The sequence below is a fragment of the Burkholderia sp. RF7-non_BP4 genome, from assembly GCF_001521935.1.
Classification (GTDB): domain Bacteria; phylum Pseudomonadota; class Gammaproteobacteria; order Burkholderiales; family Burkholderiaceae; genus Burkholderia; species Burkholderia diffusa.
Window position 1 is genome coordinate 93,656 of sequence record NZ_LOTA01000001.1, and the last position, 13,251, is coordinate 106,906.

The following is a 13,251-nucleotide window of genomic DNA, read 5'->3' on the forward strand; positions in this document are numbered from 1 at the left end:
GCATCTGATCGCTTGACCGTTCAACTCCGATGATGTAACAGCCTCCTCTCTTGGGCCGAGATCGTTCGTTTCAGCACTAGGAATCAACCAATCAAACTTGACAATTAGAAACACTTATATAGGTTAATCATCCGAACACTCAAAGGCACTAAAAATGCGATTCCTCCCTGCTGATTTCGGTGACTCAGAGCACCGAAACACGCATCCCTTCTCTTCAATTTTTCTGCAAAATCAAGACTCGCCGTTACCGAGCACCAATTCCCCGAACAAATTTCCGGGTAGTCACCGACTGGTCCTTCCCAGCTAATTCGATCGCTTAGACGACGATTTCGCTCAAAAAATAATCTTGACTAAATTAAACATTTTCAGCCGTTTTGTTATGCAATGAAATGCAGTTTCATTCACGATAAACGCACGCGTCAGCGTGTCGCGTATCTACAACGGATTCTGCAAGGGCACCCGCGCACGGGGCTTATGCGTACGAGCGAGTGACGTAACTACCCGCAAATAGGCGTATCAAATTTGCTTCCGGTTATTTCCGTCGTGCAGACCCCAGCGAGCTTCGGGCCGCAACTTCTCACGGAAACCTCGTCAATCTTGATTCGCTCGGTCCGACACCATCCCCTACACTAGCTCGTACATGGGAGACGTGAGCTACGGCAAGGCATGGCAGGAGGTACGTCACCGTTTCTTCGCCGCAGACTGGTACGGCGTGTACGCACGGGTGCGTCTAAGGGGCAGCGGGGACAACTCGGCGCGCAATCGGCGCTGAATGCGCCCACAGATAAGCGCAGTGAAATTGGGCCCGGCGCGCCGGTACAATCAGCGCCAGTGTGCACAACTACTCGAGAGGGCAGCTTGGGACTGTTGAACAAGGACGGAATGATCCGGGCCGTGCTAGTCGGGGTGTTGGTCACTGTAAGCGGTGCAGCCGTGATTGCACTCGCACACTACTTTGGCTTGACGCCTCGCGCCTTCGTAGAGTGGCTGAAGACCGTTGGCCGGTTCTTGGTCGCCGACGTTACGCTGCCTCGCTGGTGGTTCTGGTTATGGGCTGCAATCTCGGTCACCACAGTCGTCCTAGTCGCTCTGCGCATTCGTTCTAAACTAGCGTCGCCAGCTTGGCTCCGGTATCGAAGCGACATTATTTTCGGTCTACGCTGGCGGTGGAACCTTTCCGAGAATGGTGCCGTGCATTCTCCGCAAATGTACTGTCCAGAGCCGGCGTGTGACCACCAACTCAGCGATGCCGTTTTCAATTACGCGAGGCCGAACGCGAACGGCACTGTTTGGGACGTCCGTTGCGATAGGTGCGGCCATGCGATGACGGTGCCCTTTGCCCCTGACTTGCGCCGTAGGGTCCAGTCCGAAGTACAGCGCCGACTGCGTACCGGCGAATGGGAGAACGCCCAATAACCTGCACAGCTTGCAGGTGGTAGGGCGGCTCGCCCATACTGCCGACTGCCCCACAACCCGTATCCACATGGGGATGTGTAGCAACGCCAGAGCCGTACTGGGCGGTACTTTGACGAGGTTCAAATCCTCCCGCCCCCCCACTTACCCGCATCATCCGGAGCTTGCACACGGCTCCGCGCACGGGGGCGCACGGCCGCGAGCGGGCGGCGTAACTCCGCACAGATAAGCGCATCAGATTTGGGGCCGGGGCGGGCGGCGAACTACGATCGCGGTGTCACAACGCAGCCAACACCGGTCGTCTGCTCGGAAGGCATAGAAATACATGCAAATGCGCCGCCGCGATTGAATGACGAAACTGACTTGCCGATGGACACGTCATCATCGCCTCTCATGAGATTTAGAGACGCGAGAAAGTCCGTGTTCGCCTTTTCGTCTTGGCCCGGGTTCAACATATCGTTGACTACCCCCATCACACCGACAAAATGCATGAGATTGACGGGATCGGACCGGTCGCCCACCACGCCAATTTTTGTAATGGTGCCCGCACTGCCAACGGAAAGGAGAATTCCAAGTCGGCTCTCGAAGCGCCCATTCGCCAAATCGAGCTTCTTCAATTCGGCTATCCCGTGCTGAAATCGCTCGTCATTAAGTGTCACCTCGATCCCATCCTTTGTCTTGCGCATCCGCCTGATCGTGTCATCACCGCGGGCCTTTGCAAGTTCGTCGTACCGCGTTCGGAACGTTTCCGGGTTGAGACCGGTCCACACATCAATTGGCTGCGGCTGGGCACTAACGTTCGCACCTACCGGTGCATTAGGACTGGACACTGGCGGTACTGCCGTCGATTGGTCAGAATTTCCGCACGCAGTCAGAGCGACCACTGCCGAACAAGTCAACATCAACGCTTTCATCATTCCCCGCAATGTGGTTTTGGAATTGTCTGCCCGCAGTCTGACCCAATCGCGCAAAATACTGCAACTTCCAATTCACGGTCGGGAGGTAACGATGGCGGACAGCAATGCAGCGTTGATAGCGTTCATTGGCGTGCTGGCAGGCGGCTACGTCAACAATTTCTTAGCAGAAGACTATCGCCGGTTTCGCGACGGTGCGGCTCTGGGCGGTGCCCTAGCTGGCGAATTAGCCTCGCACATGGCAGCGTTCCCGCTGCTGCGGGACATGTTGAATGGCATGATCACGGCGGCTGGGCAGGGACAGCGGCCTTAGACTGCGGCGCTTCGACCCTCCCAATGACCCGGTTTATGAAAGCAACGTCGGCAAGCTTGGTTTGCTCCCAAGCAAGGCGGCAGAAGACATCGCGTTTGCATACCAACAAATTCGAGCGTTCCGCTTGAACTTTGCCATAGTGCTTTCCGACTACGAGCAGATGAACAACGACGAAATAAAAGCTCGGCTTACAGGATGCCTTGATGCAGTCAACAGAGGAGACATGCGCCTTCAGGAACTGATCGCAGATCTGAAGATGCTCGCCGAGCAGCGGTATCTGGATGCCATGACGAGACGCCTGCGGCCCATGTTCTCGCCAAAAGGATAATTGCGTCCTGCCGTTAGTACGCAACGCCCGACCATGCGAGCTAGAATGCGAGCACACTCCGAGCACAGCGAGTGCAGTTCCGCGTGCCGATCGGAGTGCAATCAAGCAGTGCGCTCTACTCGCAACCCATTGATCTTTCAGAGAATTCTGGCCCGCCCTACACGATTCGAACGTGTGACCTACGGCTTAGAAGGCCGTTGCTCTATCCAACTGAGCTAAGGGCGGTCGAGGAGAAAAGACACGGCCACACGACCCGGGCCGCATTTGACGCGAAAGGCTTCGAGCACAAACCACACAACCCGCACTCAAAGCCCCGAAACGAAACGGGCCCGGCATGAAGCCGAGCCCGAAATTATACCCGATCATCGCGTCATATCATGCGCGACGCGCGACCGGCGCCGCAACCGTCAAACCGGCTGCGGATGCAGCATGAACCACCCAAGGCAAAACACCCCGGCAATCACGCAATACAGGCCGAACGAAGCCAGCCGCCCGCGCCCTTCGAAATAGCGCATCAAGAACCGCACACTCAGATAAGCGGCAATCGCCGTCAGCACGCCACCGAGCAGCGCGTCCGCGAGCTGGTCGCGCGCATGGAACAGCTTCGGCAGTTCGAGCACGCCCGCCGCAAAAATGATCGGCGTGCCAAGCAGGAACGAAAACTCCGCCGCCTTCTCCGCCGTCAGCCCGGCCGCGTTACCGGCGATCATCGTCAGCCCGCTGCGCGAGAAACCCGGAATCAGCGCGCCGATCTGCGCGAGGCCCACGAAGAACGCCTGCTTGAACGTCATCTTTTCGGGCGGCTGGTGTGCACGGCTGCGCTGGATCCGATCGCCGATCCACAGCAGCACGCCGTTGATGATCAGCGCGATCGCGACGATCCGTAGATCGTGAAACACGCGCTCGATGCGCTTCTCGAGCAGCAGACCGACGATTCCGGTCGGGATCGTGCCGATGATCAGCGCCCACATCAGGTGCCCGTCGTCGTTCTTGCGGCCGCCGAGCTGCGCGAAGAAGCCGCTGATCAGCGCGATCCAGCGCGCGCGGAAATACCACAGCAGCGCAAGCGCGGTGCCGAGGTGCAGCGCGACGAGGAACGGCAGCAACTGCGGCGCGTGCTTGTCGATGTGCATGCCGAACAGCGCGGGCACGAGCAGCGTGTGGCCGAGGCTGCTGACGGGGAAGAGTTCGGTGACGCCCTGCAGGACGCTCAGGAATACCAGAAACCAGAGACTCACGCGTCGGTCCTTTTAGTGGTGATCAATCGGGTAGAAAAGCGGACGACGCATCGCGCGTCCGAAAAACGCGCCCCGATTATGCCCAGCCAGGATTACTGCGCCAAGGCATTTGGCTGGTTATTGCGGCAATGCACACAAACGCTTGCAACTTGTAAGCGGGCAGAAAGCAAAAAGCCCGCCATTTGCATGGCGGGCCTTTCGATTCCGGCAGAAATTGCCGTCAGCGGCCGAGCTGATAGAAAAACAATACCGTGCTGCCGGTGAACATGCCGAACAGTGCGATTCCCATTGCCATTGCCAGATCCATGGCCCCCTCCACGAAGTGTCATGACCCGGCAACATCACCGGTTTACAGGCATTATCCAGACCGTCGGCAGTCTGAAAAACTCGCGATTTCCCGAGAAGGGTTTTCCCCGACCGCGTCGCGGCCCGATAATGGAGCGCGCCATCGCGCACCCCGCCCACCCGTTCATACCGATTCGCCATGCCGATCTTCCAGCAGCACGACATTCATGAACTTCACGCCGGCTCGTCACTCGTCCGGGTCGCCCCGCAATTCGGCGGCCGCCTGCTGTCGTGGCACGTCGACGGCGAGCCGGTCATTTTCTGGCCGGAAGCCGCCGACTGGAGCAACCTCGCACGCGTGCGCGGCGGCAACCCGCTGCTGTTCCCGTTCCTCGGCCGCCATCGCGTCGACGGCGAACTGGGCCGCTGGCGCGATGCCGCCGGCGTGGTTCGCGACCTGCCGATGCATGGTTTCGCGCGCGACCTGCCGTTCGCGGCACAACCGTCGGCCGACGGCGCCGCGCTGTCGATGACGCTCGATGCGAACGACGCGCTGCGCGACGGCTATCCGTTCGATTTCCGGTTCGAGACGACCTACCGGCTCGCCGACGCCCACACGCTCGACGTCGCGCTCACCACGACCAATCGCGGCGACACGCCGCTGCCCTACTACGCGGGCCACCATTTCTATTTCGCGCTGCCGCACGGCGAGCGCGCGCAAACCACGCTCGAACTGCCGCCGACGCGCCGCTGCATGCAGCGCGCCGATGGCTCGATCAGCCCGCTGGAGCCCGGCGAAGCATCGTACAGCCTCGGCGATCCGGACATTCTCGACCGCTTCCACTGCCTCGACGGCGCGCCCTCCGCGCCGGTGCGCATCGTAATGCCGGGCCGCCGCCGCACGATCGAGATCGCGCTCGACGTCCCTGGCTCGATCCCGTGGTACGCGGTCACGACCTGGACGGAAAAGCCGGAATCGGACTTCTACTGCGTCGAGCCGTGGCTCGGCCTGCCGGACGCGATCCACAACGGCCTCGGGCTTCGCATGCTTGCACCGGGCGCGACCGAAACGGCGACGCTGCGAATTCGCGTGCTGCCGCTCGCCGGCTGACGTCGGCCGCACCGGCGAACCGGGGCGCGCCGGCCGCGCCCGCGGCCCGAAACTGCGGTGCTCGGGTCGAACCCGTTAAAATCGGACGTTTTGTATCGCCTGCCGCGTCGCGCGCGGCGGGGTTTTGCGAGGTTCAATGTTCGGAACAACAACGAAGCGGCTCTTCGCGGCCGCCTGCGCCGCGCTGCTCGTCGCGTGCGGCTCCGCACCCGTCGGCCCGGGTTACTACCGCGTCGAGCGCGGCGACACGCTCTACAAGATCGCGCGCGAGAATCGCACGTCGATGGCGAACATCGTGCGCTGGAACCAGATCACGAATCCCGACGCGATCGAGGTCGGCCAGGTGCTGCGCATCGCGCCGCCGCCCGGCACGACGACCGCGTCGACCACCGGCACCGGCAGTGCGGGCCGCAGCCGCCCCGCGCCTTCCGCGCCGGTCGAATCGGCCGTCAAGCCGGCCACCAGCATCGCGCTGATCTGGCCGGCCGCCGGCAACGTGGTGCGCAGCTTCGACGGCTCGAAATCCAAGGGCATCGATATCGCGAACGCCACGGGCACGCCGGTGCTGGCCGCCGCGCCAGGCACCGTCGTCTATGCGGGCAACGGATTGCGCGGCTACGGCAACCTGATCATCCTCAAGCACAATGCCGATTACCTGACGGCCTACGCACACAACCGTGCATTGCTCGTGAAGGAAGGCCAGTCGGTCACGCAGGGGCAGACGATCGCGGAGATGGGCAACAGCGACAGCGATCGCGTCGCGCTGCACTTCGAGCTGCGCTACGGCGGCCGCTCGATCGATCCGGCGCGCTACCTGCCGGCGCGCTGAGCGCGCCACCGCCGAAGGAGGACGACACGCGATGCCGGCATGCATCGCATGTCGTCGCGAGGGAAATCGGGAAGGTCGTGTCAGCGCTTGCGCAGACGGCCGGTGAACCGGCCGGACAACGGATCGACGCAGCTGGCAAACGCCACCAGCGCACCGATTCCGAACAGGCTGAACCCCGCAGCTATCAGAAGCAAATCCATGGTCATATCACTGTTTTGTCATGATCTTATGCGTCATAGCGGAATCGTGCACTGAGCCGCCCCCGTTGCACGAGTCCGCACATTCCCCTATCCATCAGGCGCCATTGTGGTTTCGGTCGCGTGAAATGCCGATGTAATCCATCGGCCGATGCCGACGATGGACGCCAAGGAGACTTGCGATGCTGCCCGCCGCCGACCGCTACGACAACCTCCTCTCCCGCTTCGCGTGGGACGTTCCGGCCCGCTACAACATCGGCGTGGATGTCTGCGACAAGTGGGCCGACGGCAGCGGACGGCTCGCGCTGATTCACGAGACGACGCAAGGCGACGTGTCCCGCCTCACGTTCGACGACCTGAGGAATGTTTCTAACCGTTTCGCGAACAGCCTCGCGCGGGCGGGTCTGCAACGTGGCGACCGCATCGCGATCTTCCTCGCGCAAGGTCCGGAAACGGCGATCGCCCATCTCGCCGCGTACAAGCTCGGCGCGATCGCGGTGCCGCTGTTCACGCTGTTCGGCGCCGACGCGCTCGAATACCGGCTCGCGAACAGCGAAGCCGCCGCGCTCGTCACCGACGCGGCCGGTTACGCGAAAATCGCGCCGCTGCGCGCACAACTGCCGGCGCTGCGCACGTGCTACTGCATCGGCGACAATGCGCCCGATGCGCCCGGCGTGCTGCGATTCGACGCCGCACTCGCCGCCGAATCGCCGGATTTCATGCCGGCGGACACCGCCGCCGACGACCCGGCGGTCATCATCTACACGTCCGGAACGACCGGAAAGCCGAAAGGCGCGCTCCATGCGCATCGCGTGCTGCTGGGCCACCTGCCGGGCGTCGAGATGTCGCAGCAATGCTTCCCGCGCGACGCGCGCCTGTTCTGGACACCCGCCGATTGGGCATGGATCGGCGGGCTCCTCGATGTTCTGCTGCCGTCATGGCACCACGGCGTGCCGGTGCTCGCGCGCCGCTTCGAGAAGTTCGACGGCGAAGCCGCGTTCGCGCTGATGGCGCGGCATGGCGTGACCCACGCGTTCCTGCCGCCGACCGCGCTGAAGCTGATGCGCGCGGTGCCCGCGCCGCGCGAGCGCCACGCGCTGGCGCTGAAATCGGTCGCGAGCGGCGGAGAATCGCTCGGCACCGAGCTGACGGCGTGGGGACGCGACGCGCTCGGCGTGACGATCAACGAGTTCTACGGACAGACCGAATGCAACATGGTGCTGTCGTCATGCGCGGCGCTGTTCGATGCGCGGCCCGGTGCGATCGGCAAGGCTGTGCCCGGCCATGCGGTCGCGATCGTCGACGAGCACGGCACGCCGTTGCCGCCCGGCGTCGAGGGACGCATCGCGGTGCGCCGCCCGGACCCGGTGATGTTCCTCGAATACTGGCGCAATCCCGCCGCGACGCGCGACAAGTTCGCGGGCGACTACCTCCTCACCGGCGACACCGGCACGATCGACGCCGACGGCTTCGTGCGCTTCGTCGGCCGCGACGACGACGTGATCACGAGCGCCGGCTACCGGATCGGCCCGGGGCCGATCGAGGACTGCCTGCTCACGCACCCGGCGGTGCGGATGGCGGCCGTCGTCGGCGTGCCCGACCCGACGCGCACCGAAATCGTCAAGGCGTTCGTCGTGCTGAACCCCGGCCATGTCGGCGACGACGCGCTCGTGCAGGCGCTGCAGGCCCACGTGCGGACGCGCCTGGCCGCGCACGAGTACCCGCGCGCGATCGCGTTCGTCGACGGCCTGCCGATGACGGCAACCGGCAAGATCGTGCGCCGCGCGCTGCGCGACGCGTGAACCGGGCGCGCGCCGCCATGTCGGGCGGCCGGCCGCGCGCCCGGATGGTTTATAGTGGCGCCCACGCAGTCTTTTCAGCACACCACCGATGTCCTCCGACCAACACGAATCCGCCGCGGGCGCGTCGCACAGCCCGCTCTACGCCAAACTCCTCGGCGAAACCGCCAAGATCGACTGGTGCGATCTCGAGCGCTTCTTCGCGCAGGGCAAGCTGCTGTCGGTCGCACGCGATCTCGATCTCGTCAGCGTCGCGGAAGCGATCGCCGGCGACGACGCCGACCAGGTCACGCGCTGGCTGTCGTCCGGGCTCGTCGCGCGCATGCCGGCGGAAACCGCCGCCGATTTCGCGGCGCGCAATCCGGAGCTATGGGCGGTCGTCGTGTCGCCGTGGGTCTGCGTGCAGGAACGCGCCTGACGCGTTCGCCATGTTCGAATCCGCATTACCGCAGGGGGCCGGCACCGGATCGGCTGCCGTCTCGCACCGGCGCGTCCTCGCGCTCGCCTTCCCGATCGTCCTTGCGAACCTGACCCAGCCGATCCTCGGCGCGGTCGACACGGCCGTCGCCGGCCACCTCGACGGCGCGCAGTACCTCGGCGGCGTCGCGCTCGGCGGACTGTTCTTCAACTTCGTGTTCTGGGGCTTCGGCTTCCTGCGCATGGGCACGACCGGCCTCGTCGCGCAGGCGCACGGCGCCGGCGACGCCGCCGGCATCCGGCTCAACGTGCTGCGCGCGCTGATCGTCGCGTTCGCGCTCGGCGCCGCCGTGCTCGCGCTGCAGGTCCCGCTGCTGTCGTTCGCGCTGACCGCGCTGGGCGGAAGCGACGCCGTCCGCGCGACGGCGCTGACCTATGGCCACGCACGTATCTGGAGCGCGCCGTTCGCGCTCGCGAACTACGTCGTGCTCGGCTACCTGCTCGGCGCGCAGCGCGTGCGGCTCGCGCTCGTCACGCAGGTCTTCATCAATGCAGTGAACATCGGTGCCGTGCTGTTGTACGTGTACGGCTTCGGCTGGGGCATCGCCGGGATCGGCGCGGCAACCGCGACCGCGGACGCGTGCGGCTTCGCGCTCGGCGCATGGATGCTGTGGCGGCTGCGCCCGCGCGGCCTCGCGCCGCTGGCCGCGGGTGCATTGGCGGATCGTGCGGCGCTCAAGCGGCTGATCGCGCTCAATCGCGACATCTTCCTGCGCACGCTGTGCCTGCTCGGCGCATTCGGCTGGTTCGCGCACCTGGGCGCCACGCAGGGTGACGCGACGCTCGCGGCCAACGCACTGCTGCTGAATTTCCAGACCTTCATGGCTTACGGGCTCGACGGCTTCGCGCATGCGGCCGAGGCACTCGTCGGCGCCGCGGCCGGCGCGCGCGACCGCACCGCATTCCGGCAGGCTGTGCGGGTCACGCTGCTGTGGTCCGCGCTCGGCGCGCTGCTGTTCGCGCTCATCTACTGGGCGGCCGGCGGCTGGATCGTCGCACGGCTGACCGACCAGGCGGGGATCCGCGCGGTCGCGCTGCAATACCTGCCGTGGGCGGCAATCTCGCCGATCGTGTCCGTGTGGGGGTTCCTGCTCGACGGCGTATTCATCGGCGCGACGCAGACGCAGTCGCTGATGCGCGCGATGGTCGTGTCGTTCGCGATCTTCATTGCCGCGACGCTGGCGGCAGTCGGCCCGTTCGGCAACCACGGGCTGTGGTTCGCGCTGCTGCTGTTCATGCTCGCGCGTGGCGCGACGCTCGCGCGCTACTTGCCGGCGCTGACACGGCGGATCGGCGCCGACGCACCCGCAGCCGGCACCTGACGGCCGCGCACGCCGGCCGGTTTCGTTATTGCGCGGATGCGGGTGCCGACGGCGCCGGCTCACCGAGCATCGACGGCGGCGTCATGTCGGTCGGCACGCCGTGATAATCGGCCGGATCTTGCGGCGGGTGGCCGCGACGAGCCTGGCGGGGATCGCTGGAACAGCCGGCGAGAATGGACGCGGCCAGCACGGCCAGCATGAAACGGGTCATCGGTGAGGCTCCGGAAAACGGCGCGCCCATCGCGCGCCAGGACCGCGCCGAGTCTAGCCGAATTCCGGGTTAGGGGTTGTCCCGCGCATGTTCTACCATGTAGCAGATGGCGCTGTGCCGTTGAAAGGAGGCTGCCATGTCATCTGAAGAGATCGCCGGCCTGATCGGCCTGTTCATCGGTCTGATGGTGCTCGTCGCCCTGTCCTATTTCGAGTCGCGCGAATACAAGCGCAGCCACGGCGGCGAAGGAATGATCCATCACTGGATGGCCGAACATCACCTGCTCGACTGGCGGCGCAAGCACTAGGCAAGCCCGCCCCGTTGTCCGGGCCGCCCGCGCGGCCCGCGTCGAACGTGCGTCTGCCGGCACGGTGGGCAGTGCATATCGCCCAAATTAACAGGGCCGGATAAAACGCCTTCCTCGGAACGAACAAACGCCATCGCGCGGCAATCTGCCGCGCGATGGCGTTCGCCTGCGTGCGCGCCTGAGCAGCGCGCCGCGATCGGGATGGCTCAGCCCAGGAAGTGCCGGGCGTAGCGCGCGTTGATGTCCGACAGCCGGAACAGCGTCAGGAAGTCCGCGCAGTTGAAGTCGGGATCCCACGCCGGCGCGCCGCAAATCTTCGCACCGAGACGCAGGTAGCCCTTGATCAGCGGCGGCGGTGCAACGACGGTGCCCGTCTGCAGTTCGTCGACCGGCAGCGCCGTATGAGGGAACGCGCGATATTCCGGCGCCGTCAGCGAGTTGGCCGGCAGCGACTGATACAGATTCGCCGCATAGTGCCCGCCGTCGGCCATCGACACGCTCGCGCAGCCGAGCATCGTCTCGTAGCCGTTCTGCATCATGTACGCGCCGAGACCGCCCCAGAGCGCCATGATGACGGCGCCGCTGCGGTAGTCGCTGTGCACGCACGAGCGGCCGACCTCGACCATCTTGCCGCGCAGGTGCGTAAGGCGCGACAGGTCGAATTCGCCTTCGGCGTACAGACGGCCGACACGCGCGGCCTGGTGCGGCGGCAGCACGCGGTACGTGCCGACCACCTTCAGCGTATCGAGGTCGCGCACCAGCAGATGATCGCAATAGGCGTCGAACGGATCGACGTCGAGACCGGACGGACCGCTGACCTGCGCGCCCATCTCGTCGGCGAACACGGTGTAACGCAGGCGCTGGGCCTCGCGCAATTCATCTTCCGTGCGTGCCCAGGCGGCACGCAGACGGTACTCGGATGTGACGGTTTCAGCAGCGCGCGGCAGGTGACGCCGCGACGTGTCGAGGGGAAGCGAGGCAAAGGGGAGCGTAGGCGTCGGCAGTTCTCGCATTAGGCTTTCCTGGTCGTAAGGAATAGGACGACATGCCAGCCAATGTAGTAACCGGTCGTTACCGTTCTGTGGCACGACCGTGTCCTTTCAATGACGTGTCGCCGAATTGACTTTAGCAGAAAGCCTGCGAAACCGTATGATCAATGCCTTCAAACCGCTTCAGACAAGGTCCGGCGTCAATACCGCGCGCAGGACGGCCTGACGGTTGCCGTCGCGCGTGCGGCTCGCGAGCCACACGATACCGCCCTTCTTGACGCTCCAGCTATCGTCGTTGCCGGCGATCAATTGCGCCGCGACGCAGCCGAGCGTCGGCTGGTGCCCGACGATCACGACCGTCGGCGCGATGCCGTCGGGCCACCCGGCGGCCGCCAGCACGTCGTCGACGCTGCCGCCCGGCGCGAGCGCATCGATGGTCCGGTACTGGTCGGTCAGCGCCTCGACGGTCTGCACGGTGCGCGCCGCCGGGCTCGCGAGGATCACGCTGCTCGACTCGAGCCGGCCGCGCAGCCATTTGGCCATCGCTTGCGCATCCTTGCGCCCGCGGGCCGTCAGCTGGCGCGCGAGGTCGCTTGCCGCGTAGTCTTCGGCTTCGGCGTGGCGCCACAGGATCAGGTTCATCATGATGTCTCTCCATGCTTCGACGAATGCTCCGGCCGCACACTCGCGGGCCGGACGATCATGCTTCGAATTGTCGCCAATCGTGAGCGGTTCGTGATGATATGCGCCGTACGCAAAAACGTGATTGACCCGGTTACCCATTAGACGATAGAATCTTTGGCTCGTCGGAGCGTAGCGCAGCCTGGTAGCGCATCTGATTTGGGATCAGAGGGTCGTAGGTTCGAATCCTATCGCTCCGACCACGAGATACACGACAAGGGTTGCAAGCCATCGCGCTTGCAGCCCTTTTTCGTTTGGTCCGCCGCCCGCTTCGGCCACCGGTGCCACTGCCCGCAGCCCGCGCACGAAAATTGCGGGAACACGCGATAATGTCCGCGACCAACCCGCAATCGCGCATGAAAAATCACGTTTTCAAGACCGCCATGCTCGGCGCGCTGCTCGCAAGCGGCACCCTCGGCGCGCCCGGCGTCGCATCGGCGAAGTCGCTCGACGACGCGCTCGACTGCCATTCGAACGGCCACAAGTTCGTCGCGCCGCTGCTCGCGGCAGGCGACATCCAGTCGGAGCCGATGCACGTCGAATCGAATTCGGTGAACGCATTCCGCACGAACCATCCGCTGACCGCCTACGGCTTCGGCGTCTATGTCGTGCTCGGCTACCAGGCGAACGATCCGATTTTCCAGCCCGGCGACGGCACGCCGATCGGCGACTGGGCATACGGCGTCGTGGTGCGGGGCACGAAGAGCGCGGTCGAACAGGCCGTGCGCAAGGCCGGCAGCGACGCGACCGTCAAGCAGGCATTCCCGTTCCTGACCGCGATCGTGTGCTCGGACTGAGCGCGTCCAAGGCAACCTGGCGGCGCGAACGCGCCGCCGC

14 protein-coding genes and 2 tRNA genes are annotated in these 13,251 nt (G+C 64.6%); 10 read left to right on the forward strand and 6 right to left on the reverse strand.

The features are described 5' to 3' along the window. Positions 1 to 1,676 precede the first annotated feature (1,676 nt). Positions 1,677 to 2,099 carry a hypothetical protein gene (locus WS49_RS00330; protein WP_156441310.1) on the reverse strand — a complete coding sequence of 141 codons (423 nt, stop codon included), beginning with the start codon at positions 2,097 to 2,099 and terminating at the stop codon, positions 1,677 to 1,679. Positions 2,100 to 2,166: 67 nt separating this feature from the next. Here WS49_RS00330 and WS49_RS34645 point away from each other — a divergent pair, with 67 nt between their 5' ends. Beyond that, positions 2,167 to 2,640, forward strand: a complete 474-nt coding sequence (locus WS49_RS34645) for a hypothetical protein (RefSeq protein WP_156441311.1) — start codon at positions 2,167 to 2,169, stop codon at positions 2,638 to 2,640. A gap of 61 nt (positions 2,641 to 2,701) precedes the next feature. Further along, the gene (locus tag WS49_RS00340; RefSeq protein ID WP_059596284.1) at positions 2,702 to 2,968 is read left to right on the forward strand and encodes a hypothetical protein; all 267 of its coding nucleotides are present in this window, start codon (positions 2,702 to 2,704) and stop codon (positions 2,966 to 2,968) included. Between the two features lie 148 nt (positions 2,969 to 3,116). Here the strand turns inward: WS49_RS00340 and WS49_RS00345 are convergent. Both WS49_RS00345 and WS49_RS00350 read right to left on the reverse strand, forming a co-directional pair. Further along, positions 3,117 to 3,193: transfer RNA gene (locus WS49_RS00345), tRNA-Arg, on the reverse strand. Positions 3,194 to 3,375: 182 nt separating this feature from the next. Then, entirely contained in the window at positions 3,376 to 4,206 is an 831-nt protein-coding gene (locus WS49_RS00350) for an undecaprenyl-diphosphate phosphatase (RefSeq protein ID WP_059506104.1), read from the reverse strand. Between the two features lie 484 nt (positions 4,207 to 4,690). Here WS49_RS00350 and WS49_RS00355 point away from each other — a divergent pair, with 484 nt between their 5' ends. The 5 genes from WS49_RS00355 (at position 4,691) to WS49_RS00375 (ending at position 10,226) form a co-directional block, all read left to right on the forward strand. Beyond that, the gene (locus WS49_RS00355; RefSeq protein ID WP_059523422.1) at positions 4,691 to 5,602 is read left to right on the forward strand and encodes an aldose epimerase family protein; all 912 of its coding nucleotides are present in this window, start codon (positions 4,691 to 4,693) and stop codon (positions 5,600 to 5,602) included. A 136-nt stretch (positions 5,603 to 5,738) separates the two neighbouring features. Further along, a complete protein-coding gene (locus WS49_RS00360) occupies positions 5,739 to 6,431 on the forward strand; it encodes a peptidoglycan DD-metalloendopeptidase family protein (protein ID WP_059523424.1) in 693 nt (230 codons plus the stop codon). Between the two features lie 379 nt (positions 6,432 to 6,810). Then, positions 6,811 to 8,430 carry an acyl-CoA synthetase gene (locus WS49_RS00365; RefSeq protein ID WP_059523426.1) on the forward strand — a complete coding sequence of 540 codons (1,620 nt, stop codon included), beginning with the start codon at positions 6,811 to 6,813 and terminating at the stop codon, positions 8,428 to 8,430. Positions 8,431 to 8,518: 88 nt separating this feature from the next. Then, positions 8,519 to 8,845 carry a DUF2288 domain-containing protein gene (locus WS49_RS00370; protein WP_059523428.1) on the forward strand — a complete coding sequence of 109 codons (327 nt, stop codon included), beginning with the start codon at positions 8,519 to 8,521 and terminating at the stop codon, positions 8,843 to 8,845. A 10-nt stretch (positions 8,846 to 8,855) separates the two neighbouring features. Further along, the gene (locus WS49_RS00375) at positions 8,856 to 10,226 is read left to right on the forward strand and encodes an MATE family efflux transporter (RefSeq protein ID WP_059523430.1); all 1,371 of its coding nucleotides are present in this window, start codon (positions 8,856 to 8,858) and stop codon (positions 10,224 to 10,226) included. A gap of 25 nt (positions 10,227 to 10,251) precedes the next feature. Here the strand turns inward: WS49_RS00375 and WS49_RS00380 are convergent, their stop codons facing one another. Further along, on the reverse strand, positions 10,252 to 10,437 hold the full coding sequence (locus WS49_RS00380; protein ID WP_059523432.1) for a hypothetical protein: 186 nt from the start codon (positions 10,435 to 10,437) through the stop codon (positions 10,252 to 10,254). Between the two features lie 136 nt (positions 10,438 to 10,573). Between WS49_RS00380 and WS49_RS35495 the strand changes: the two genes are divergently transcribed. Then, positions 10,574 to 10,744: a hypothetical protein gene (locus tag WS49_RS35495; RefSeq protein ID WP_162840567.1), complete on the forward strand. Its 171-nt coding sequence runs from the start codon at positions 10,574 to 10,576 to the stop codon at positions 10,742 to 10,744. Positions 10,745 to 10,950: 206 nt separating this feature from the next. Here the strand turns inward: WS49_RS35495 and WS49_RS00385 are convergent, their stop codons facing one another. Next, on the reverse strand, positions 10,951 to 11,757 hold the full coding sequence (locus tag WS49_RS00385; protein WP_059523434.1) for a GNAT family N-acetyltransferase: 807 nt from the start codon (positions 11,755 to 11,757) through the stop codon (positions 10,951 to 10,953). A gap of 159 nt (positions 11,758 to 11,916) precedes the next feature. Beyond that, a complete protein-coding gene (gene sixA, locus WS49_RS00390) occupies positions 11,917 to 12,378 on the reverse strand; it encodes a phosphohistidine phosphatase SixA (protein WP_059523831.1) in 462 nt (153 codons plus the stop codon). 162 nt (positions 12,379 to 12,540) lie between these two features. Here sixA and WS49_RS00395 point away from each other — a divergent pair. Both WS49_RS00395 and WS49_RS00400 read left to right on the forward strand, forming a co-directional pair. Next, positions 12,541 to 12,617 (forward strand) — tRNA-Pro (locus tag WS49_RS00395). Between the two features lie 153 nt (positions 12,618 to 12,770). Beyond that, positions 12,771 to 13,211: a hypothetical protein gene (locus WS49_RS00400; protein ID WP_059523833.1), complete on the forward strand. Its 441-nt coding sequence runs from the start codon at positions 12,771 to 12,773 to the stop codon at positions 13,209 to 13,211. Positions 13,212 to 13,251 lie beyond the last annotated feature (40 nt).

Excerpts from the sequence above, each read along its gene's own strand:
- WS49_RS00330 (WP_156441310.1), bottom strand. The coding sequence starts at position 2,099 with ATGCGCAAGACAAAGGATGGGATCGAGGTGACACTTAATGACGAGCGA.
- WS49_RS00355 (WP_059523422.1), top strand. The coding sequence starts at position 4,691 with ATGCCGATCTTCCAGCAGCACGACATTCATGAACTTCACGCCGGCTCG.
- WS49_RS00360 (WP_059523424.1), top strand. The coding sequence starts at position 5,739 with ATGTTCGGAACAACAACGAAGCGGCTCTTCGCGGCCGCCTGCGCCGCG.
- WS49_RS00365 (WP_059523426.1), top strand. The coding sequence starts at position 6,811 with ATGCTGCCCGCCGCCGACCGCTACGACAACCTCCTCTCCCGCTTCGCG.
- WS49_RS00370 (WP_059523428.1), top strand. The coding sequence starts at position 8,519 with ATGTCCTCCGACCAACACGAATCCGCCGCGGGCGCGTCGCACAGCCCG.
- WS49_RS00375 (WP_059523430.1), top strand. The coding sequence starts at position 8,856 with ATGTTCGAATCCGCATTACCGCAGGGGGCCGGCACCGGATCGGCTGCC.
- WS49_RS00380 (WP_059523432.1), bottom strand. The coding sequence starts at position 10,437 with ATGACCCGTTTCATGCTGGCCGTGCTGGCCGCGTCCATTCTCGCCGGC.
- WS49_RS35495 (WP_162840567.1), top strand. The coding sequence starts at position 10,574 with ATGTCATCTGAAGAGATCGCCGGCCTGATCGGCCTGTTCATCGGTCTG.
- WS49_RS00385 (WP_059523434.1), bottom strand. The coding sequence starts at position 11,757 with ATGCGAGAACTGCCGACGCCTACGCTCCCCTTTGCCTCGCTTCCCCTC.
- sixA (WP_059523831.1), bottom strand. The coding sequence starts at position 12,378 with ATGATGAACCTGATCCTGTGGCGCCACGCCGAAGCCGAAGACTACGCG.
- WS49_RS00400 (WP_059523833.1), top strand. The coding sequence starts at position 12,771 with ATGAAAAATCACGTTTTCAAGACCGCCATGCTCGGCGCGCTGCTCGCA.